Below are 21,040 nucleotides of genomic sequence, written 5' to 3'. Positions count from 1 at the left end.
GGAGGCTAGTTTGGCTTCTTATTTGATGTCAAGCTTCATATATGAAACAGGCGCAGCATGAGCGTTCTTCCCGAAGCCGACACTGACGAGAAGGCGGCCTATGCCGCCCCCGCCCTGGAAAAGGGCCTCGACATCCTCGAGCTGCTGGCCGAGATCGGCGAGCCGCTCTCGACCCGCGTGATCGCCGAGCGATTGCAGCGCTCGAAGAGCGAGATCTTCCGCATGGTCTTCGTGCTGCAGCAGCGCGGCTATCTCGAACGCGAGCCGGGGACCGACCGGCTCGGACTGTCGCGCCGCCTGTTCGACCTCGGCATCAGAACACCGGGCGGCAAGCAGCTCACCTCGGTGGTGCTGCCGCTGATGGAGCGCTTCAGCGAGGAAAGCGGCCAGGCCGCCCATCTCGTGGTGCTGAGCCGGGCGCAGACCGTGGTGCTCGCCACCACCGCCGGCCATCTCGATGCCAGCGTCATCGTCCGCCCGGGCTATGGCCGCCCGGCCCTCGACGCGAACTCCGGCCTGCTCATCCTCGCCTTCCAGTCGGAAGGGCGCCGGCGCGGGCTGATGCGCGAGGCCCCGCCCGAGATCAGGCAGCGCCTTGACGAGCCGGCGACGCAGGCCGCCCTCGCCGAGGTCCGGGCGCTCGGCCATCGCATCGCGCCGAGTCGTGACATCCTCGCCGTCACCGACATCGCCTGCCCGGTGATCGGACCGGCCGGCCATGCCGAGGCGGCGATCCTGGTGCCCTGCCTGCAGCGCCATGGCGTCGAGACCGACGAGAGCGCGATCCTGCTCGCGCTCAAGGCCTGCGCCGCCGAGGCGGGCCTGCGCCTGCCCTACGGCTAGCGCCTATCCGGAAAACCCGCAGGCTAACCCGGAAAACCCGCGCAATTGCCGCAGCTCGACCTGAGATCGGCCATATACTCTCCAAGATTGCTGGCGAATTTCCCTCTGACCGCAGCAACCGCCACGGAGGAGGACGATATGGCCGAGACCGCGACGAACCCTGAGACCATCGTGATGACCGATCCGGAGTGGATCGCTCTGGAGAGCATCAGCGAAGAGACGCGCCGCTTCATCTTCGGCGAGGCGATGCTGCGCCTGCTTCAGGGCCGCGGCCTGGCCGAACCCGGCGACGAACTCTGGAAAGTCACGCCGGAAGGCCAGCAGGCGCTCGAAGCCCGCAGCCACTGAGACTTGGCCGCTTAACCCTTCTTCCTCGAGAACTCATCGACATCGTCATTCCGGCGCTCAGCTTCGCTGCGGCCGGACTGACGGCTTTTGATTATTGCCAGAACGGTTGCAAGCGCCCGCGGCGCAGCCCATCTCAGCGGCACGCCAGCTCGCTCACGCATCCCGGATCTGACGCATGAAACGCCCCGTCACCATCATCATCTCACATACGCTCGGCCGCGAGGCGGCCCGCCAGCGATTGCAGGGCGGGATCGGCAAGGTCCGCGACAAGCTTGGTGGTTTCGGCATGCAGCTCGTCGAGGAGAGCTGGCAGGACGACACGCTGCAATTCGGCGTCGCCGCCCTCGGCCACACCGTCAGCGGCAAGGTCGAGGTCGAGGATGCGCTGGTTCGCGTCGAGGTGATGCTGCCTTTGATGCTCGCCATCTTCGCCGAGAAGCTGAAGCTCGGCGTCGAGAAACAGGCCCAGATCCTGCTGGAGCACAAGCCGGCCAAGGCCTGACCACGGGGCATCTTCGAGTGAAGTGGACCCCGCTTCGCTCGAAGCCAATGCGTTAGGGAAAATTGCTGCGCAGTTCGCGATTCGCAGAAACGCGGAAATGTTCAGCACCCTGCACACCGTGTCGCAGCTCTTTTGCGACTTTTGTTCACCGTCGAAGGTTGAATTCCCCCGCCGCGATCCGCAAAGTCGCTGCACTCCCTTTTCCCGACTGCCCACCGGAGACCCATGCATCACGGCCCATTGATCGCCATCATCGTCATGGGCCTCGGCCTCGCCTTCGTGTTCGGGGCGCTGGCACAGAAGTTCAGGATCTCCCCGCTCGTCGGCTACCTCCTCGCCGGCGTCGCGGTCGGACCGTTCACCCCCGGTTTCGTCGCCGACCAGAACCTTGCCAACGATCTCGCCGAAATCGGCGTCATCCTGCTGATGTTCGGCGTCGGCCTGCATTTCTCGCTGAAGGACCTGCTCTCGGTCAAAGCCATTGCCGTACCCGGCGCGCTGGTCCAGATCTCCGTCGCGACCCTGCTGGGCCTTGGCCTTGCGCTGCTGCTCGGCTGGACCGTGCTCGCCGGCCTCGTCTTTGGCCTGGCGCTCTCGGTCGCCAGTACCGTCGTCCTGCTGCGCGCCTTGCAGGAGCGCCGCATGGTGCAGACCGAGAAAGGCAAGATCGCCGTCGGCTGGCTGATCGTCGAGGACCTCGCCATGGTCCTGGCGCTGGTGATGATCCCGGCGGTCGCCGATGTGCTGAACGGCGGCTCAGGCGCCGCTTCCGGAGGCGGGCCGCTGGCGACGCGCTTCGATCTCGGGCTCTGGGGCGTGCTCAGCCTGACGCTCGCCAAGGTCGCCGCCTTCGTCGCCTTCATGCTGATCGTCGGGCGCCGGCTGATCCCCTGGATCCTGCACTGGGTCGCCCATACCGGCTCGCGCGAGCTTTTCCGGCTCGCCGTGCTGGCGATCGCGCTCGGCGTCGCCTATCTCGCCGCCAGCCTGTTCGGCGTCTCCTTCGCGCTCGGAGCGTTCTTCGCCGGCATGATCCTCAGCGAATCGCCGCTCAGCCATCGCGCCGCCGAGGAATCGCTGCCGCTGCGCGACGCTTTCGCCGTGCTGTTCTTCGTCTCGGTCGGCATGCTGTTCGATCCCGGCATCCTGCTGCGCGCGCCGCTGCCGCTGATCGCGACCATCGCCATTATCCTGTTCGGCAAGACCCTGGCGGCCTGGCTGATCGTGCGCGCCTTCGGCAAGCCCGATCAGGTCGCCCTGACGATTTCGGCGAGCCTGGCGCAGATCGGCGAGTTCTCCTTCATCCTCGCCGGGCTCGGCGTCTCGCTGAAGTTGCTGCCGGAGCAGGGCCGCGACCTGATCCTCGCCGGCGCGATCTTCTCGATCGTGCTCAACCCTCTGATGTTCAAGCTGGTCGACCGCTTCGCCCCGCCCGACCCGGCACCGGCCAAGCCCAAGCCGGCCGAACCGAAGCCGGCCGAGGCCACTCCCGTTCCACAGCCCGAAACGCCGGCCGCGGCGCCGGAGCCCGAGCCTGCGCCGGCCCCCGAACGAGACATCGCCCCGACGGAACTCTCCGACCACATCGTCGTCGTCGGCTATGGCCGCGTCGGCTCGCTGCTCGGCGCCGGCCTTGTCGCCATGGGCGAGAAGCTCCTGGTGATCGAGGACCAGGATGACGGCGTCGCCGCCGCCCGCCGCGACGGCGCCGAGGTGCTGGTCGGCAATGCCGCCGATCCGGAAGTGCTCGGCGCTGCAGGCCTTGCGCGGGCAAAGCGCCTCTTCGTCGCCATCCCCGGCAGCTTCGAGGCCGGCCAGGTCTGCGAGCAGGCACGCAAGCAGAACCCTGGCCTGCCGATCGTCGCCCGGGCCCATTCGCTTGCCGAGGTCGAGCATCTCAAGGAATGCGGGGCGAGCCGCACCATCATGGGCGAGGCCGAAATCGCCCGCGCCATGCTGGCACTCTGCGGCAGGAAGGGCGAGGAGCCGGCCCCGAGCACGCCGAACGCGGCTTGATCTAGCTGTCTCCATCCATCAGCGGATGCAGGTCGCGCACCATGCTCTTCAGCCGCTCGTCGAGGACATGGGTGTAGATCTGCGTCGTCGCGATGTCGGCATGGCCCAGGAGCTCCTGCACGACGCGCAGATCGGCGCCGTTCTGTAGGAGATGGCTGGCGAAGGCGTGGCGCAGCACATGCGGCGAGACCTTCGCCGGCGACAGGCCGGCCGCCGCCGCCAACGATTTGAGGTCACGCCCGAAGGCCTGGCGGGTCAGGTGCCCGCTCTCGCCATCGGAAGGGAAGAGCCAACGCCCGTCCGCCGCGCCCTGCTCGCGCAGCAGGGCCAGATGCGCAGCGGCGGCCACGCGCGCGGCTTCGTTCAGCGGCACCAGCCGGTCCTTGTCGCCCTTGCCGCGCACCACCAGGAAGCGCTCGCGGGTCGTCGCAGCCGAGAGCGGCAGCGCGATCAGTTCCGAGACGCGCAGGCCGGTAGCGTAGAGCATCTCGATCAGGCAGCGCATCCTGACCGTGCGCGCCCGCGCCGCCGGTGACTGCCCCTCCTGCTCCGCCATCTGCTGCGCCGTGCCGATCAGCTTGTCGACCTCGGCGACGCTGAGCACCTTCGGCAATGGCCGGCCGAGCCGCGGTCCTTCGATCGCCGCGGTCGGATCGGTGCCGGCGAGGCCTTCGGTGTAGAGGAAGCGGTGGAACTGCCTGACGGCCGAGAGCCGCCGCGCCGCCGAGGAGGCCTTCAGCCCACGCTCCGACAACTCGACCAGATAGGCACGGACATCGTCCGCCGTGGCCGCGGCCGGCCCGCCCTGGCTGGCGGCGAAGCTGAGATAATCCTCGAGATCGCGCTCATAGGCCTCGAGCGTGTTCTTCGCAGCCCCACGCTCGGCCGCCAGCATATCGAGGAATCCGTTCAGCCAGGAGCGCGCCTGCTTGCTCATTTCTGCAGCTTCGAGGGTGGCACGATCTCGACCATCTCGCGCGGCTCCGGCTTCACGAAGGTGACCAGCGCAAGCATGCCGCCATAGACCAGCCCGGCGATCACGGCCAGGAACGTCAGGAATTTGAACAGCGTCGGCACGGCCGGCGATTCCCCATGCACCCCAACCTGTTATTTCTGATTGGGGGCATCGGACGCAAGCGCGGAGCCTGCGATCTCGGCGCGTTGCAGCCCACGCAGGCTGTTGCCGACGAACCAGCGCCCGGCCTGCCTGAGGTCGTCGAGCCGCAGTGGCGCCTCACGGGCAGCGCCGGTTTCGATGAGCTCCCGGCGCAACACGCCCGGCAACAAGCCGTGCCCCAGCGGCGGCGTCAGCTGCACGTCGTCGCGCTCGACGAAGATGGTGCTGCGGCTGGTCTCGGTGACGAAGCCCTGCCGGTTCAGCAGCAGGGCATCGTCGCAGCCCTGCGCCGCCGCCTCGGCGAAGGCTCGCTCATAGATCATCCGGCGTGTCGTCTTGTGACGCAGGAAGGGATCGCCGGCATCGACGCGATGGCTCGCGATGGCGATCCGAAGCGCGTTATCGGCCGGGATTGGCATCGGCGCCGTGGTGATCTGAAGCGTACCGTCCCGGCGCAGTTCACAACGCACCCGCCGCTCCTCTTCCACGGAGAATGACACTTCAATCTCGCCGAGCTGCCCGAGCAGCTGCTCACGATCGAAGCGAAAGCCCAATGCCGTCGCCGACGCGGCCAGACGTTCGAGATGCAGGGCCAGCCGGACATAGCCCCTCGACCAGCGCAAGGTCTCGATCAACCCATAGTCCTCGGCCAGATCGGTCAACACCCGCGCCTTCAATCGGCATTCGGCATATTCCTCGGCCGGCCTGGAATCGACGACGATGCCACCGCCGACGCCGTAGACGCCCTCGCCTCCCGGCAGCAGCGTCGCGGTCCGGATCGCGACATTGAAGCCGAGATCGCCATTCGGCGCGATCATGCCGAGCGAACCGGTATAGATCTCGCGCGGCGCCGCTTCGAGCTCGCGAATGATCTCCATCGCCCTGAGCTTCGGCGCCCCGGTGACCGAGCCGCAGGGGAACAGCGCCTGCATCTGCTCGAACAGCGACAGGCCCGGCCGCAATCGGCTCGTCACCGTCGAGGTCAGCGTATGGAAACCCGGATAGGTCTCGACGCTGAACAGCGCGGGAACCTCGACCGAGCCCTGCTCGCTGATCCGGCTGAGGTCGTTGCGCAGGAGGTCGACGATCATCAGGTTCTCGGCCCGCTGCTTCGGATCGGCGCGGAGCGCTGCCTTCGCCGCCTCGTCGGCCTGCGCATCGACGCCACGCGCCGCCGTTCCCTTCATCGGCCGGGTGACCGCGCGCCCGTCCGCCGTCTCGATGAACAGCTCGGGCGAGACCGAGAGGATGCTCGCCTCGCCTGTCGCGACAATGCCGCCATAGGCGACCGGCTGGCTCGCCCTGAGCGCACCGTAGAGCGCGAGCGGATCGCCGGGATAGCGGAAGCGGATCGGGAAGGTCAGGTTGACCTGATAGGCATCGCCGGCGTGGAGATAGTCGAGCACGCGCTGGACGGCCACCGCATGCCCCGCTTCGTCCAGCCCGAACGCCAGATCGTCCAGTGGCGGCGGACACCGCATCGCGAATGCCCTGTCGAGCTCCGCCGGAGCAATGCTGCGTGGCGCCTCGAACAGGCCGAACCAGAGCAGCGGCAGACGAGGCTCACCCGGCAACAGCCCTGCCAGCCGCGGCTCGAAGGCATAGCCAAGCTCATAGGAGAGGAAGCCGGCCGCGTGCAGGCCGCGCTTTAATCCGGCCTCGATGCGGGCGAATGCGCCAGCGATCGCGGCCGGTTCCGTTGCTGAGACGATCTCGGCGGGATCAGCGAAAAGCAGCGCCCGCCCCGCCCCGCTGCGATCTTCCAGCAGCACGAAGGGCGGCCGCAGACCGGCGATCCCGCAATCCTCTCCAGCCATCGCCATCACGCGCTCACCACCCCCGTCGCGGCGCTACGAGCCCGACTGCGTGGCCGCGGTCAAGCGCCCCCGCATCGCACATGGCGGTACCGCGATCCTCATGCTAGAGCGGGCGCAAGGAATTCATTTGATGACGATGGCGGAAACGATCGAACAGGTGGACCGCATCGCCCTGCGCGCCGCGCTCGGAGCGCGGGCGGTGGTGCTGGTGGGCATGATGGGCTCGGGCAAGAGCTCGGTCGGCAAGCGCCTCGGCGCCCGGCTCGGCCTGCCCTTCGTCGATGCCGACACCGAGATCGAGACCGCCGCCGGCATGACGATCCCCGAGATCTTCGCCCAGCGCGGCGAGAGCGAGTTCCGCGATGGCGAGCGCCGGGTCATCTCCCGCATCCTGACGACACGCGCGCCGCTCGTGCTCGCGACCGGCGGCGGCGCCTTCATGAACGCCGACACCCGCGCCCGCATCGCCGAGCTCGGCGTCTCGATCTGGCTGAAGGCCGATTTCGACGTGCTGATGCGCCGCGTCCGCAAGCGCAGCAACCGCCCGCTGCTCCAGACGGCCGATCCCGAGGCGACCGTGCGGCGACTGCTGGCCGAGCGCGAGCCGGTCTACGCGCTCGCCGACATCACGCTGATCTCGCGCGACGATCCTCATGAGGTCGTCATCGAGGACGCCGTCGCGGCGCTCGCCCGGCAGCTGCGCCAGGAAGGCAAGGAATGAACGCTTTGGCTGAGGCTGCCCCCGCAGCGGATCGCATCGTCGTGCCGGTCGCGCTGGCCGAGCGCTCCTATGACATCCTGATCGGCCGTCATCAGCTCTGCGAGGCTGCGCAGGTGATCGCCCAGCGCTTTCCCGGCGCCCGCGCCGCCATCGTCACCGACGAGAACCTCGCCGCCCTGCACGCGCCAGCACTCGAATCCTGCCTGCAGCAGGCCGGCGTCACGACGACGCGCCTGACGATCCCGCCGGGCGAGGCGTCCAAATCCTATGCCCGCTTCATCGAGCTCTGCGACGGCCTGCTCGCCGCCAAGATCGAACGCAACGACCTCGTCGTCGCGCTCGGTGGCGGCGTCGTCGGCGATCTCTCGGGCTTTGCCGCTTCGGTGCTGCGCCGCGGCGTGCGGCTGGTGCAGATCCCGACCAGCCTGCTCGCCCAGGTCGATTCCTCCGTCGGCGGCAAGACCGGCATCAATTCCAGCCATGGCAAGAACCTGATCGGCGCCTTCCACCAGCCGGCGCTGGTGGTCTGCGACACCGCCCTGCTCGACACCCTCAGCGAGCGCGAGTTCAAGGCCGGCTATGCCGAGGTGGTGAAATACGGGCTGATCGACGACGCCACCTTCTTCGACTGGTGCGAGGTCAACTGGCGCCGCGTCATGGAAGGCGGGCCGGAGCGCGACCATGCCGTCGCGACCGCCTGCCGGGCCAAGGCCGCTGTCGTCGCCCGCGACGAGCGCGAGGATGGCGACCGTGCGCTCCTCAACCTCGGCCACACCTTCGCCCATGCGCTGGAGCGGCTGACGCGATACGATTCCGCCCGGCTCGTCCATGGCGAAGCCGTCGCGATCGGGCTTTGCCTCGCCTTCCGCTTCTCGCAGCGGCTCGGTCTCTGCTCCGGCCAGGACGCCGGCCGCGTCGCCGCCCATCTCACCGCCGTCGGCCTGCCGACCAGGCTGCAGGACGTGCCTGGCGGCACCGGCACAGCCGCCGAGATCGTCGAGGCGATGACCCAGGACAAGAAGGTCAAGCGCGGCGCGCTGACCTTCATCCTGGCGCATGGCATCGGCAAGAGCTTCATCGCGCCCGGTGTCGCGGCCGAGGCCGCGCAGGGGTTCATCGAGAGCGAACTCGCGGGAACCTGAGCGCTTCCGCCATGGTCGCCATTCCCCATCTCGACCCCTGGCTCGCCCTCGCCCTCGTCGCGCTCGGCGTGCTCCTGACCGGCTTCCTGGCGGCTGCCGATGCGGCGCTGCATGCGATCTCGCGCGCCAGGCTTGCCCAGCAGGAGAAAGCCGGCAGCCGCCGCGCCATGATCGTTCTGCGCGTACTGGACAATCGCGAGCGCCTCAGCGGTGTCTTCCTGCTGGTGCGGACCCTTGTGAAGACCGCGACGGCGAGCTTCGCCGCCTACGCTGCACTCGCCTCCTTCGGCGTCAGCGGCGCGGCCGGACTCGCGATCGCAGTCGCGCTGATCGTCGTGGTGTTCGGGGAGCTTGCACCGCGCATGGCAGCCGTCGCCGACCCCGAGCGCATGGCGCTCAAGCTGATACGCCCGGTGGCGCGCCTGCTCGCCCTGTTCGGCCCACCGGTCAGGCTGATGCAATGGCTGGCCCGCCGCTCGCTCGGCCTGTTCGGCCTGCGCATCGATTCGCAGCGCCCGGTGCTGGCGATCGACGAGATCCTGCGCGATCAGGTCGAACTGATGCGCCAGGAGGGCACGGTCGCGAAGGCGGATGGCGACATGGTCAGCGGCCTGCTCGACCTGAAGCAGCTCGCAGTCGACGACGTGATGATCCATCGCACCAAGATGCGCACGATCAATCTCGATCTCGGCCCGGAGGCGATCGTGCGCGAGGTGCTGGCCTCGCCCTATACCCGCCTGCCGCTCTGGCGCGACAAGCCGGAGAACATCGTCGGCATCCTGCACGCCAAGGACCTGCTGCGCGCGCTCGATGCCGCCGGCGGCGACGCCGGCAAGCTCGATGTCGCCGAGATCGCGCTGGAGCCCTGGTTCGTGCCGGTCAACACGCCGCTACCCGAGCAGCTCAAGGCTTTCCTCGCCCGCAAGACGCATTTCGCCCTCGCCGTCGACGAATATGGCGAGGTGATGGGCCTGGTGACGCTCGAAGACATCCTCGAGGAGATCGTCGGCGACATCCGCGACGAGCACGACGTCGCCGTTCCCGGCCTGCGCCAGCAGCCGGACGGCGCCGTCATCGTCGATGGCGGCGTGCCGATCCGCGATCTCAACCGGGCGATGGACTGGCAGTTGCCCGACGACGAGGCGACCACGATCGCCGGCCTCGTCATCCATGAGGCCCGCGCGATACCCGACGCCGGCCAGGCCTTCACCTTCCACGGCTTCCGCTTCGAGGTGATGCGCAAGAGCCGCAACCGGCTGACGGCGCTCAGGGTGGCGCCCGCCGGCAATGGTGCCCCCGCAGAACCGGAAGCCGCTCCCGGCGCGGTCAGGGGCTGAACACCAGCACCAGGAAGACGAAGAACACCGAGAGATGCACCGCCCCTTCCAGCATGGTGGTGCGCGTGCCGGTGAAGGTCAGCGTCGAGAGCAGCAGCGTCATCGACAGGATGACCATATTGGTGCCGGAGAGGCCGAGCACGACCTCCTGGCCGGTGATGAGCCCGATCACCAATACGGCCGGGACCGTCAGCCCGAGCGTCGAGGCGGCGGCGCCGAGGCAGAGATTGATCGCGCGCTGCAGCTGGTTGGTGGAGATCGCGCGCAGCGCCGCGATGCATTCGGGCGTGAACACCACCATGGCGATCAGGATGCCGCCGAGCGCCACCGGCGCGCCAAGGCGCGCGATGCCGAAGTCGAGCACGACAGCGAGGCTTTTCGCCAGGATCACGATCGGCAGGATGTTGGCGAGCAGCAGGATGACATGCGACCGCGTCGAGCCTTCCGAGGGCGGATGCGGCGGCTCCTCGGCCGGCTCGGCATCGGGCGCCAGTTCGGGGCCGGGCTGCGCCCTGGCCCGGGCATAGGCCGCGCCATAGGGCATGTTCGACTCGCCGGCGGGCTCCTTGAAGAAGACGCTGTGCCGGCCGGTCTGCAGGATCAGGAAGGCGCCGTAGAGCAGCAGGGTGAAGAGCGAGAACGCGATCGACTGGAAGGTGGTCAGCGTGCCGTCCGAGGTCGAGGTGGTGAAGTTCGGCAGGACAAGCGGGATCAGCGTCAGCGGGATGATCACGGCGAGATAGGCCGAGGCGCCCTTGAGGTTGTAGCTCTGCGAGAAGTGCCGGAGGCCGCCGATGAAGAGGCCGATGCCGACGACGCCGTTGAGCACGATCATCAGCACTGCGAACATGGTGTCGCGCCCGAGCGTCGGCGCGCCCTTGGCGCCCAGCATCACCGCCGAGATCAGCGCCACCTCGATGATGACGATCGAGAGCGTTAGGATCAGCGTACCATAGGGCTCGCCGAGCCGATGGGCGATCTCCTCGGCCTCGTGCACCACGCCGAACGCCGACCAGACGATGACACCGAGCAGCCAGGCAAAGATCAGCAGTGACGGCAAGGGCGCGCCAAGCTGTGCGAGCAGCGTGCCGCCGAAGAGCTGGAAGGCTGCAACCGAGGCCCAGGCGCAGGCGAGGCGGGCGATCATCATGTCGGGCAATAGGTCCGTCGTTGGAAAAGGAGACAGGCGAGTAGACGCCGAAAATGATCTCACAACGGCAGGGTCATGACACGTGATTGTTCATCCGCTCGATAGTGCGTCCCGGAAGGACTGCGACAGGGCAAAAATCAGCCCAGCTTCGCCAGGAAATCGGTCGCCTTGTAGCTCTCCGACGCGCCCTCGACGATGATCGCGGCGCTGCGCGAATTGCGCGTCCGGAGCGGCAGGATCGCCTGATAGGCCGGAGAAGCGTACCAGGCATGGGCAGCGCCACGGTCGGGAAAGGCGATGACGACGAGGTCACCTTCCCACGGCCCCTCCATCACCTCCGGCGTCACGCCATGGATGAGGAAGCGGCCGCCGAAAGGCTCGAGGGTCTCGTCGATCAGGCGGATGTAGTCGACGATCTCGGCGTTCACGTCGACGTCGCGCAGATGGGCGATGGCATAGGCAGGCATAATGTTCTCCCTGATCGAAACGGCCGGTGCGGCCGGTGTCGCGAGGGACCATGCCCGCCAAGACGCCGCGGGTCGATTACGCCTCGGGTAATCGAAACGGCGCCGCCTCGGCGAAGGAGCGACGCAGCAGCGCGAGTGCCTCAGCGCTTGGCGAAGGCATCGAGGATCGCGGCGCCTTCCGCTCCGGCCTTGCCGCGCCAGTCCGCGACCGCGACCTTGCCGGCAGTCTCGAGCCGCTGGGTCAGATCGGCCGGCAGCTTCGCATGGATGGTGACGCCATTGGCGCGCATGCGGGCATAGTTCTCGTCGAGCCGCGTCCTGATCGCGCTCCATTGCCGCCGCTCGGTCTCGGCCGCGGCCTCGTCGACGACCTGCCTGAGATCGGCCGGCAGCGCCTCGTAGGCTTTGAGGTTCACCGTCGCCAGCGAGATCGGCAGCGCATAGTTCACCTCGCTGAACTGCGGCAGGAACTGCCAGAGATTGCGCCCGGCCCCGCCATCCCCCGATGACAGCACAGCCGTGACCGAACCGTCCTTCACCTTCGGCATGGCGTCGGCGAAGGACAGGTTCACCGCCTTGGCGCCGGCATTGCCCATCACCGTGGTCGAGGTCGCGTCATAGGTGCGGATCGACAGGCCGTCGAGATCCCTGGCCGAGGTCACCGGCTCCTTCGACCAGATGCCGGAGGCCGGCCACGGCGTGGTGTAGAGGATGCGCTGGCCATAGCCGGCGAAGACCTTGGCATAGGCCGGCCGGGCAAGATCCGTCAGGCGCCTGGCATCCTCGATCGAGGTCGCCAGGAACGGCAGCGACGACAGCCCGAAGAGCGGGTTCACGGCGCCCAGCGCCCCGGCGAAGGCATCGCCGGCCGCGACCTTCCCCTCCTGCACTGCCGTAACCATGCCGGCCGACTTGATCCCCTTCGCCGCATCGAAGCTCGGGGTGATCGTCAGCCGCCCGCCCGAGCGCTCGTTCACAAGCTTTGCGAAGGTCGCGACGCCCTCGCCGGGAATGGCGCTCGCCGGATATTCGGTCGGCATCTCCCAGACCGTCTGGGCGAAGGCGGCAGGCGACAGGCTCAGCGCGAGCGCGATGATGGGCAGGAGGCGGCGCATGGACAGGTCTCCGTGTTGGCTGGGCGACGGCTAGGTTTGTTCCCGAACAGGCAGTGTCGGAGCAAAGGCCGGCTGCGCTGCCATCACGCCCCTGGCAACTTCTGCGCCAGCGGGCTGGTCTCGCCCTCCGGGAGCGTCTGCACCGGCTTGTCGCTGACCAGATACTGCGCCCGCGCCAGCGCTGCGAAGCGCCCGCCCTTGGCGACGAGCTCCTCGAAGGAGCCCATCTCGATCACCTGGCCCTGCTCGAACACCAGAATGCGGTCGGCATTGCGGATGGTGGCGAGGCGGTGCGCAATGACGAAGGTGGTGCGGCCCTTCATCACCTCGTCGAGTGCCTTCTGCAGCTTCACTTCGGTCGCGGCGTCGAGGGCCGAGGTCGCCTCGTCCAGGATCAGGATCGGCGGGTTCTTGAGCAAGGCGCGCGCGATCGACAGGCGCTGGCGCTCGCCGCCGGACAGGGTACGGCCGCGCTCGCCGACGATGGTGTCGAGCCCGTCGGTCTGGCGCGCCATCACCTCGGTCGCCTGCGCCCGGTCGAGCGCCTCCATCATCTCGGCATCGGTCGCGTCAGGCTTGCCGACGGTCAGGTTCTCGCGGATCGAGCGGGCGAACAGCATCGGCTCCTGGAAGACGACGCCGATATTGCGCCGGAGCGAGAGCAGCGAGATCTCGCGGATGTCACGGCCATCGGCGAGGATGCGGCCCGACTGCGGATCGAAGGCGCGGTGCAGCAGGCCGAGCGTGGTCGACTTGCCGGAACCTGTCGAGCCGACGATGGCGATGGTCTCGCCGGGCCTGACCTCGAAGGACACGTCGGCGACGGCGGCGCGCTTGCCGTCATAGGAGAAGGAGACGTCGTCGAAGGTGATCCGGCCCTCGAGCCGGCCGGCATCGGGCGCGCCGGGCTGATCGCGCACCGCCGGCAGCGTGTCGAGCACCTCGAAGAATTCGCGCATCTTCGGCGCCTGCATGAAGATGAAATTCACGAAGGCAACGATCTGCTCGAGCCGGCCGACCAGCATGGTGGCGAAGCCCATGAAGGTGACGATCTCGCCGACCGTGGTCAGCCCCTGCATCAGCAGCCAGGTGCCGACGACGAAGATCGAGAGCACGGTCAGCGTCGCCGAGGCACGGGTCGCGACGGTCGCGACCGCCCACCAGGTCAGCACCGGGATCTGCGCTTCGAGCAGGCTGGTGATGGTGTTGCGCAGCCCGCGCACCTCGGCCTCGATCCGGGTGAAGCTCTGGATCACCGGCACGTTGCCGAGCGCGTCGGAGGCCCGCTCGGCAAGACTCGAATGATAGGCCTCGACATTGCTCTGCAGCTTGTCGGTCTTGCGCAGCACGAAGGCGGTGAGCGTGCCGAACAGGATGACCAGGAAGATCAGCACCAGGCCGAGCTGCCAGTTCTTCCAGAGCGTGAACGGCAAGAGGATGAAGAGCGCGACGAAGCTGGCGCAATGCTCGCGGAAGAAGGAAAGCCACAGCGCCCACATGCCGCTGGTGCCTTCCAGCATCACCTTGAGCACGCGGCCGGAATGGGTCTGCGTGTGATAGGCGAGCGGCAGGGTCAGCGCATGCTCGAAGTAATTCGCCATCACCGCGAGGCGCCGGCGATGCGCGAGGCGATCGGCGAACAGCGCGACGAAGACGCCGGCGCCGATGTTGAACAAGCCGAATCCGACCCAGGCGCCGAGCAGGACGCTGATGTCGCCCCAGCCTGGACGGGTGCCGGCGGTCTGCAGGCTGGTCAATTTGTCGATCAGCGCGCCGAACAGCATCGGTTCGGCGAAGGCGGCGCCCGCCAGCGCGATGTTGGCGATAGCGAGCAGGAGCCCCAGGCGCCGTTCCGGGCCGAGCTCGCCGAGGACGCGGGCGTAGATCGCAAGCAGAGACATGGCCAAGAGCTTTAGCTCACGGAGCGGCGCGAGCAAGTCCTGAACCTTAACGCTTCCTTCAACTCGCGCCGCCTATCGTTTTCGGCGTGCGAGAGACCTGGCGAGCAGGGCCGGCGACAGCGCATCAAGGTGCTCTCATGGATCTCGCAACCGGTGCAGGCATTATCGGCGGCATCGCGACGATCGTCGCGCTGATCATGATCGATGGCGGCAACTTCGCCGCCTATTGGGACAAGCACGCCGCCATCATCATTTTCGGTGGCGCCTCGGCCGCGACCATGCTGCGCTTTCCCTTCTCGGTGATCGCGCATGGCCTGCCGATGGGCGTCCGCTTCGCCTTCACCATGCGCTCGACCCATCCGCGCGAGCTGATCGAAGAGATCACCCGCGTCGCCGAGATCAACCGCAAGAGCGGCCCGGTCGCGCTGGAAAATGTCGCGGTCTCCGACCCCTTCCTGGCGCAAGGGCTGCGCTACATCGCCGACGGCTACGACAAGGACTTCATCCGCGACACGATGGAGCGCGACCGCGACAACTTCCTGCAGCGGCTCGACGAAGGCTCGAAGGTCTACCGCGCCATCGGCGACTGTGCCCCCGCCTGGGGCATGATCGGCACGATTCTGGGCATGGTCACCATGTTCGCCAACATGTCGGACCCGTCCAAGCTCGGCCCGGCCATGGCGACGGCGCTGCTGGCGACGCTCTACGGCGCCATGGTCGCCAACATGTTCACCCTGCCGATCGCCGACAAGCTGCACATCAAGCTCGAGGAAGAGGAAATCTCGCGCACGCTGATCATCGACGGCATCCTGCAGATGCGCGACGCCAAGAGCCCGACCCTGGTGCGCGAAATGCTCCTCGCCTACCTGCCGGACCACCATCGCGCCGAGATGGCCGAAGCGACCTGAGCGGAGCCCGCCATGGCCAAGAAGAAGCGAGGCGGGCATGGCGGTCACGGCTGGTTCGTGACCTTCGCCGACCTCATGGCCCTGCTCATGGCCTTCTTCGTGATGGTGGCGGCCTATTCGAGCCAGGACAAGCAGAAGCTCCAGATCGTCGCCGGCTCGATGCGCGAGGCCTTCGGCACGCAGCGCGACTTCAGGCTCGCCGGCATCGCCGAGGTCGACGGCATCCCGACCAGGACGCATATCAAGAACGCCTATGTCCGCCCGGTCGAGGATGCCTCGGACAACACCGCCCCGAACCAGAACCAGCAGAAGGAAGAGGGGCTCGTCTCGGCCACCCATGACCGCGGCTTTGCGCTCGCCGCGGCCTCGCTGCGCCAGGCGCTGCGCGATATGCCCGAGATCGGTGAACTCTCGCGCAGCATCCTCATCGAGGTCTCCGAACAGGGCATCGACATCCAGCTTGTCGACCAGGATGGCCGCGCCATGTTCGACGAAGGCTCGGTCCAGCCGAATGAGCGCATGCGCAAGCTTCTCGCCGCGATCGCGCCGACCTTGCGGCGCATGCCCAACAGGATCGCCATAACCGGCCATACCGCCGCGCAGCGCCCGGGCACAGCGGGGCCCGGCAATCCCTGGGCGCTCTCGGTCGGCCGCGCCTCGGCGGTACGCGAGATCCTCGGCAATGCCGGCGTGCCTGATGAGCGCTTCAGCGCGGTCACCGGCAAGGCCGACACCGACCCGCTGGTCAAGGACAACCCCTATCTCGCCTTCAACCGCCGCGTCGGCATCGTGCTCAAGGCCGATGCGCCGCCGTTGCCGGTCGGCGCCAGGCCCTGAGGCACGGCATGACGCACCCGGCGATCGTCAGGCGAGTGCTGACAGCCGGCGTGCTCGCATTCGCTTCGTATCCGGCCAATGCCGAGCCGCTGCCTGCAGGTTTCGTGCGGCTGCGCGAGCTCGCGCCGACGATCGCGCAGGACATCCGCTATGCGACGCCGTTCAATTTCACCGGCGCGGCCGTGCCCGGCTATGGCCGGGGCGAATGCGTGCTGACACGCGAGGCGGCGAACGCGTTGATCCGTGCCGAACAGCGCCTGATCCGGCAGGGCTACGGGCTGAAGCTGTTCGACTGCTACCGGCCCGCCCGGGCCGTTGCCGCCTTCAATGACTGGGTGAAGCGGCCGGGCGCCGCCGATCTCGGCCGCATCTTCCACCCCGGCATCGCCAGGGGCGACCTCGTCGCCAAAGGCTACATCGCCGGCAATTCCAGCCATTCGCGCGGCTCCACCGTCGATGTCGGCCTCGCCCGCGCCGGCGAAGCCACTCTGCCGACGCCCATCGACGCCGGCCCCTGCGACGGCGCCGTCGCCATTCGCCCACGCGAGAGCAGCCTCGATCTCGGCACGAGCTTCGACTGCTTCTCGGAGAAAAGCGCGCTCCGCCATCCCGGCGTCACGGCCGAGGCCCGCCGTAATCGCGAAACCCTCGCCGCCGCGATGGCAGCCGAGGGCTTCCGCGGCTACGGCAAGGAATGGTGGCACTTCACGCTGGCGAAGGAGCCTTTTCCGAAGACGTCCTTCGATTTCGCGATCGAATGACGGCCTCGGTCACGCCGGCTCAGGGCGCGACGACCAGCGCCCAGTAGACCTGATATTTCGAGCCGGCCGCATAGGCCGATGCGATGCCCATCCGCGTCGCGTTCGGCGCCTTCATCACCCGGTCGTGCTGCGGCGAGTCGCGCCAGCCCGAAAAGGCTTCGGCGAGGCGGCGATAGCCGGCCGAGAGATTGGCCTCAGTGCCCGGCTGCCCGGCCCGCGCCAGCCTTGCCTTCACCGCCTCGGCCTGGGCCGGTTTGTCGGCGGCGGCCATGGCGGCGGCTTCCTGCTCGGCCGCCTGCATCAACGCCGGGTCGAGCTTCAGCGTGCCGAGGCCGGCATTCAGCCGATAGGCGGAGATGGTCGCGCGCGCCGCCTCGGCATCGACCCTGGCCGAAGGCGAGCCGAGATCGCGATAGAAGGCGGGCTGGGTCCGGACAGGCTCGGTGCAGCCGGCGAGGTTCAGCAGCGACAAGGCTGCCGCGAGCGCGGCAGGGCAGCTCATCGACCGCAGCCGCTGGCGCACGGTGGGAGCGGAGTTAAGGCGCATCGCATCAGTCCTTGGTCTCGTCCTTGCCGCCATTCGCGGCCGGTTCGGGTTTGGCGGGCGGTGGGGGCGTTTCCTCCGGCTCCGCCTCGGCTTCTGGCTCCGGCCCCGAGCGCTTGACGGTGACGCGTCCGCCTGCGGGCCTGGCGCGGCGGCCGACCTCCTTCGACACGGCGGCAGCGATCTCGCCGAGCGAGTGCTCGACCCCCTCCAGCCCCTTGACGGTGAGTTCGGTCGGGACCGGGGTCTCGAGCTCGCTCAGGCGTCTGTGGATGACATAGTTGAGGTCGCTGGTGACGCGCCCGACGATGTCGACATCGCCGACCACGCAGATCAGGTCGAAATCCATCGTCGTCGTGCCGAGCTTCTTGAACAGTACGTTCGGTGGCGGCTTCTTCAGCACGTCGCCATGCGCCTCGGCGGCCTCGACCAGCATGGCCCGGACCTCGGTCGGGTTGAGCCGGCGCGGCACGCTGATCGAGATCAGCACCCGGCCCGTCCGGTCGGAGCGGACGCGGTTGCGCACCACGCCCGAGACCAGGTTCGAGTTCGGCACGATCACCGAGGAGCGGTCGAAGGTCTCGATCTCGGTCGAGCGGACATTGATGCGCTTGACGATGCCTTCGGCATCGCCGACCAGCACCTGGTCGCCGACCCGGATAGGCCGCTCCCAGAGCAGGATCAGGCCCGAGACGAAGTTCGACACCACCGACTGCAGGCCGAAACCGATACCGACCGAGAGCGCCGAGGCGACGAGGGTCAGCCGCTCCAGGCTGAGGCCGAGCGAGGAGAAACCGACCGCGGCGGCGGCGGCATAGCCGACATAGCCGGCTGCGGTGGTGATCGAATTGCGCAGGCCGGTGTCGAGCGAAGTCGTCGGCAGGAACTTGCCGTCGAGCCAGCGCTGCAGCGAGCGTGTCGCCGCCAGCCCGAGCGCAAACAACAGGATCGCCACGACGATCGAGGACAGCGAGACCGTGACCCCGCCGACCTGGAAGCCGAAGAAGGCGGCCCGCAGCGAGGTCGTCAGATCCGTCGATTCCAGGCCCCAGGGCGCCAGCGCCAGCATGATCGTGACGATGATCAGCACGATCTTGAGGGCGCCGGCGAGCACCACCGCGATCTTCTGCAGCGTCGCAGCGCGCAAGCCGATGCCCGCCCGCAAGGTCAGTGCGAACCGCCCGTCGCCGGTGAGCTGGCTGACGATGCCGAGATCGACCAGCTGCATCAGCAGCATGAAGACGGCTGCAAGGATGCCGAGCCAGATCACCTGCTCGGTCAGGAAGGTCGCGAGCACGACATAGCCGAGCAGCAGCGACAGGATGATGGCAAGACCGACGACCCAGCCGAGGATGCGGACCGGCCCGAGGCTGGCGCCGTCGACCGGCACATAGGGGCCCAGGCACGCCTCCTGCTCGATCTCCTGATTGTCGCGCAGGCGATAGAGCCCGGCGATCAGGATCAGCGCGAAGACGGTGGCGACGACGCCGCGCACGATGATCGACAGGGTAAGGCCGGCCGCGATCGCCTGCAGCCAGGCTTCCAGCACCTTGCCGATCGCCATGACGATGGCGAGCGAGCCGGCGAGCCGGGTCACGGTCTTCGCGGTCGACTCCATCACGCTGGCGAGACGCCGCTGCGGCTCGCCGGGGGCGAACAGCGCATCGACCAGCGCCTGAACGAAGGCGAACAGAGCAAGCCCGAAGACGGCGGCGAGGATCACCGGCTGGATCCGCGGCGGCAGCAGGCCGGCGGTGTTCAGGCCGGCATAGATCAGCCAGCTCGCCAGCGCCGGCGGCGCCGTCCGCGCGACGATGCGGATGAGCGCCCCATAGAGGATGTGGCGATCGCTCGAATCGACGCTCGCCGCCAGCCGTGCCGTCAGCCGCGGCATATAGCGAGCGCGTGCGACATAGAGCGCGATCGCACCGAGGAAGGAGAGAGCGACCAGGAATCCGCGCGGGCTGAACAGCGCCGAGGAGAAGACCGAAAGCCAGTCGCCGAAGATGAACTGCGAGGCACGCAGATCGGACGGGAAGGCCGTCAGCGTCGTCGACCAGACGTCCGGGTTGAGGATCGACGGGCCGGCCGCGAACAGGGCCTTGGCGAAGCGGTCGCGCCTGAGGTCGCCGATCGAGCTTTGCAATTGCTCGGCCTGGAGCAGCGTCGCGCGCCCGATCTTCAGCGTCTCGTCAGCCTCGGCGAAGGTCTTGGTGCGGGTCTCGCGCTCGCGCGCCACGTCCGGCGTCTCCGGCGGCGCGTTGGCATCGGGCTTGGCACCGAGCTGGTCGAGCCGGAGCTTGGCCTGCTCGGTGCGCGGCGCCTGCTCGTCGGTGAGGATGCGCAGTTGGTCGAGCAAAGGCTGCAACCGCAGCCGCTGGCGCTGCAATTCATTGTCCGAGACATTCGGATTGGCGAGCGAGCCCTCGATCTGGGTAAGCTCGCCGCGGATCGAGTCCAGGCGCGCGCGGGGGCTGGTCGTATTATCCGCCGTCTGTGCCAGCGCCACCAGCGGCACGGCCAGCAGCATCAGCGCAAACAGCAAGGCGCCGCCGGAGCGGCGCAAGGCTCGTCCGAGGCCGGATATCATCGACATTGCGGTCCTGCCGGGCTGATTCGCATGGTCGCGCAGCCTCGCCATTGCACCACGCCGAAAGCAAGCATCTCCGACGAAACGGCGTTGCGGCCGGAATCGGGGCTCCGCGACCCCACCGGGCAAAGATCGTAAGAGGGCATCACATTCCTGTGAGAGGGCGCCCGAAGCGGGCACGGCTGACGCTACGTGTCTGCGACAGAAAACCGGACAGCATCATGGCAGCGCTGAAGAAAGCCGCCCGGATCGCCGAAAGCGCGCTCTAAAACGGTTCAACGCGACCGTGATCGCAGGTGAGCACGCAACCTCTGGCGGTAGTCGCGCTTCTGGGTTTGAATTCTTCCAAGGAAGATCCAGCCCCTGATGGGCTGGGTTGATTGAACGGTGAGGCGCGCTGGCTCTCTCGCCGACCTTGGGATCGAAACCGGGAGGTTTGCGATGGCTAAGCTGACCATCAATGGCAGGACTGTTGACGTTGCGGTCGAGGACGACACGCCGCTGCTCTGGGTGATCCGCGAGCAGATCGGCCTGACCGGAACGAAATATGGCTGCGGCGTCGCCCAATGCGGCGCCTGCACGGTGCATATCGACGGCGTCGCCACCCGCTCCTGCTCCATGCCGGTGAGCGCCCTCACCGCCGAGCAGAAGATCGTCACCATCGAGGGCCTCTCGCCCGACGGCAACCATCCGATCCAGAAGGCCTGGATCGAGCACGACGTGCCCCAATGCGGCTTCTGCCAGAGCGGGATGATCATGGCCGCGGCAGCGCTGCTCCAGTCCAATCCCAAGCCGAGCGATGCCGACATCGCCGCCGAAATGACCAATATCTGCCGTTGCGGCACCTATAACCGCGTCAAGGCCGCCATCAAGGACGTCGCCGCCGGCGGCCAGATGAACCGCGGCTGATCCGACCTCACCCAA

At 67.8% G+C, this 21,040-nt stretch carries 20 protein-coding genes; 11 read left to right on the top strand and 9 right to left on the bottom strand.

Annotated elements, in window-relative coordinates; genetic code table 11:
• Positions 1-57 precede the first annotated feature (57 nt).
• The 4 genes from VGV58_RS14005 (at position 58) to VGV58_RS13990 (ending at position 3,709) form a co-directional block, all read left to right on the top strand.
• Positions 58-843, top strand: a complete 786-nt coding sequence (locus VGV58_RS14005; protein ID WP_326874617.1) for an IclR family transcriptional regulator — start codon at positions 58-60, stop codon at positions 841-843.
• Positions 844-981: 138 nt separating this feature from the next.
• A complete protein-coding gene (locus tag VGV58_RS14000; protein ID WP_326874616.1) occupies positions 982-1,191 on the top strand; it encodes a hypothetical protein in 210 nt (69 codons plus the stop codon).
• Positions 1,192-1,366: 175 nt separating this feature from the next.
• On the top strand, positions 1,367-1,693 hold the full coding sequence (locus tag VGV58_RS13995; protein WP_326874615.1) for a polyhydroxyalkanoic acid system family protein: 327 nt from the start codon (positions 1,367-1,369) through the stop codon (positions 1,691-1,693).
• A 225-nt stretch (positions 1,694-1,918) separates the two neighbouring features.
• On the top strand, positions 1,919-3,709 hold the full coding sequence (locus VGV58_RS13990; RefSeq protein ID WP_326874614.1) for a cation:proton antiporter domain-containing protein: 1,791 nt from the start codon (positions 1,919-1,921) through the stop codon (positions 3,707-3,709).
• A gap of 1 nt (position 3,710) precedes the next feature.
• On the opposite strand, the gene VGV58_RS13985 is transcribed toward VGV58_RS13990, so the two are convergent.
• Genes VGV58_RS13985 through VGV58_RS13975 form a run of 3 tightly spaced genes read right to left on the bottom strand, consistent with a single transcriptional unit; the run spans position 3,711 to position 6,649 of the window.
• Positions 3,711-4,646 (bottom strand): site-specific tyrosine recombinase XerD, encoded by a 936-nt coding sequence (locus VGV58_RS13985; RefSeq protein ID WP_326874613.1) that lies wholly within the window; start codon positions 4,644-4,646, stop codon positions 3,711-3,713.
• Positions 4,643-4,786, bottom strand: coding sequence for a histidine kinase (locus tag VGV58_RS13980; protein WP_092157890.1), 144 nt, complete (start codon positions 4,784-4,786; stop codon positions 4,643-4,645). The genes VGV58_RS13985 and VGV58_RS13980 overlap by 4 nt, the downstream gene beginning before the upstream one ends.
• Before the next feature lie 30 nt (positions 4,787-4,816).
• Positions 4,817-6,649, bottom strand: a complete 1,833-nt coding sequence (locus VGV58_RS13975; RefSeq protein WP_326874612.1) for an aminodeoxychorismate synthase component I — start codon at positions 6,647-6,649, stop codon at positions 4,817-4,819.
• A gap of 124 nt (positions 6,650-6,773) precedes the next feature.
• On the opposite strand from VGV58_RS13975, the gene VGV58_RS13970 reads away from it, so the two are divergent.
• Genes VGV58_RS13970 through VGV58_RS13960 form a run of 3 tightly spaced genes read left to right on the top strand, consistent with a single transcriptional unit; the run spans position 6,774 to position 9,843 of the window.
• On the top strand, positions 6,774-7,364 hold the full coding sequence (locus VGV58_RS13970) for a shikimate kinase (RefSeq protein ID WP_326874611.1): 591 nt from the start codon (positions 6,774-6,776) through the stop codon (positions 7,362-7,364).
• Entirely contained in the window at positions 7,361-8,506 is a 1,146-nt protein-coding gene (gene aroB, locus VGV58_RS13965) for a 3-dehydroquinate synthase (protein ID WP_326874610.1), read from the top strand. The genes VGV58_RS13970 and aroB overlap by 4 nt, the downstream gene beginning before the upstream one ends.
• Positions 8,507-8,517: 11 nt before the next feature.
• Positions 8,518-9,843: an HlyC/CorC family transporter gene (locus VGV58_RS13960; RefSeq protein ID WP_326874609.1), complete on the top strand. Its 1,326-nt coding sequence runs from the start codon at positions 8,518-8,520 to the stop codon at positions 9,841-9,843.
• Here the strand turns inward: VGV58_RS13960 and VGV58_RS13955 are convergent.
• The 4 genes from VGV58_RS13955 to VGV58_RS13940 form a co-directional block, all read right to left on the bottom strand.
• Positions 9,833-10,993, bottom strand: a complete 1,161-nt coding sequence (locus VGV58_RS13955) for a calcium:cation antiporter (protein ID WP_326874608.1) — start codon at positions 10,991-10,993, stop codon at positions 9,833-9,835. The two genes, VGV58_RS13960 and VGV58_RS13955, sit on opposite strands and share 11 nt — an antisense overlap.
• A gap of 137 nt (positions 10,994-11,130) precedes the next feature.
• Positions 11,131-11,460 carry a DUF1330 domain-containing protein gene (locus VGV58_RS13950; protein ID WP_326874607.1) on the bottom strand — a complete coding sequence of 110 codons (330 nt, stop codon included), beginning with the start codon at positions 11,458-11,460 and terminating at the stop codon, positions 11,131-11,133.
• A 140-nt stretch (positions 11,461-11,600) separates the two neighbouring features.
• A complete protein-coding gene (locus VGV58_RS13945) occupies positions 11,601-12,575 on the bottom strand; it encodes a TRAP transporter substrate-binding protein (protein ID WP_326874606.1) in 975 nt (324 codons plus the stop codon).
• Between the two features lie 83 nt (positions 12,576-12,658).
• Complete coding sequence (locus VGV58_RS13940; protein WP_326874605.1) at positions 12,659-14,476, bottom strand: glucan ABC transporter ATP-binding protein/ permease; 1,818 nt, start codon at positions 14,474-14,476, stop codon at positions 12,659-12,661.
• Between the two features lie 137 nt (positions 14,477-14,613).
• Between VGV58_RS13940 and VGV58_RS13935 the strand changes: the two genes are divergently transcribed.
• From VGV58_RS13935 to VGV58_RS13925, 3 genes are read left to right on the top strand one after another with little or no spacing between them, the layout of a single operon-like run.
• Entirely contained in the window at positions 14,614-15,384 is a 771-nt protein-coding gene (locus VGV58_RS13935) for a motility protein A (protein ID WP_326874604.1), read from the top strand.
• A gap of 12 nt (positions 15,385-15,396) precedes the next feature.
• Positions 15,397-16,221: an OmpA/MotB family protein gene (locus VGV58_RS13930; protein ID WP_326874603.1), complete on the top strand. Its 825-nt coding sequence runs from the start codon at positions 15,397-15,399 to the stop codon at positions 16,219-16,221.
• A gap of 8 nt (positions 16,222-16,229) precedes the next feature.
• Positions 16,230-16,982, top strand: coding sequence for a M15 family metallopeptidase (locus VGV58_RS13925; RefSeq protein ID WP_326874602.1), 753 nt, complete (start codon positions 16,230-16,232; stop codon positions 16,980-16,982).
• A gap of 19 nt (positions 16,983-17,001) precedes the next feature.
• Here VGV58_RS13925 and VGV58_RS13920 read toward each other — a convergent pair whose 3' ends face one another.
• Together VGV58_RS13920 and VGV58_RS13915 are read right to left on the bottom strand one after the other, a co-directional pair.
• A complete protein-coding gene (locus tag VGV58_RS13920; protein WP_326874601.1) occupies positions 17,002-17,484 on the bottom strand; it encodes a CAP domain-containing protein in 483 nt (160 codons plus the stop codon).
• 49 nt (positions 17,485-17,533) lie between these two features.
• Positions 17,534-20,122, bottom strand: coding sequence for a DUF3772 domain-containing protein (locus VGV58_RS13915; protein ID WP_326874600.1), 2,589 nt, complete (start codon positions 20,120-20,122; stop codon positions 17,534-17,536).
• 435 nt (positions 20,123-20,557) lie between these two features.
• On the opposite strand from VGV58_RS13915, the gene VGV58_RS13910 reads away from it, so the two are divergent.
• Positions 20,558-21,025 carry a (2Fe-2S)-binding protein gene (locus VGV58_RS13910; RefSeq protein ID WP_326874599.1) on the top strand — a complete coding sequence of 156 codons (468 nt, stop codon included), beginning with the start codon at positions 20,558-20,560 and terminating at the stop codon, positions 21,023-21,025.
• Positions 21,026-21,040 lie beyond the last annotated feature (15 nt).

Origin of the sequence: Allobosea sp. (assembly GCF_035944895.1) — a bacterium.
GTDB lineage: Bacteria > Pseudomonadota > Alphaproteobacteria > Rhizobiales > Beijerinckiaceae > Allobosea.
This window is presented reverse-complemented; position numbering and strand designations above follow the sequence as displayed.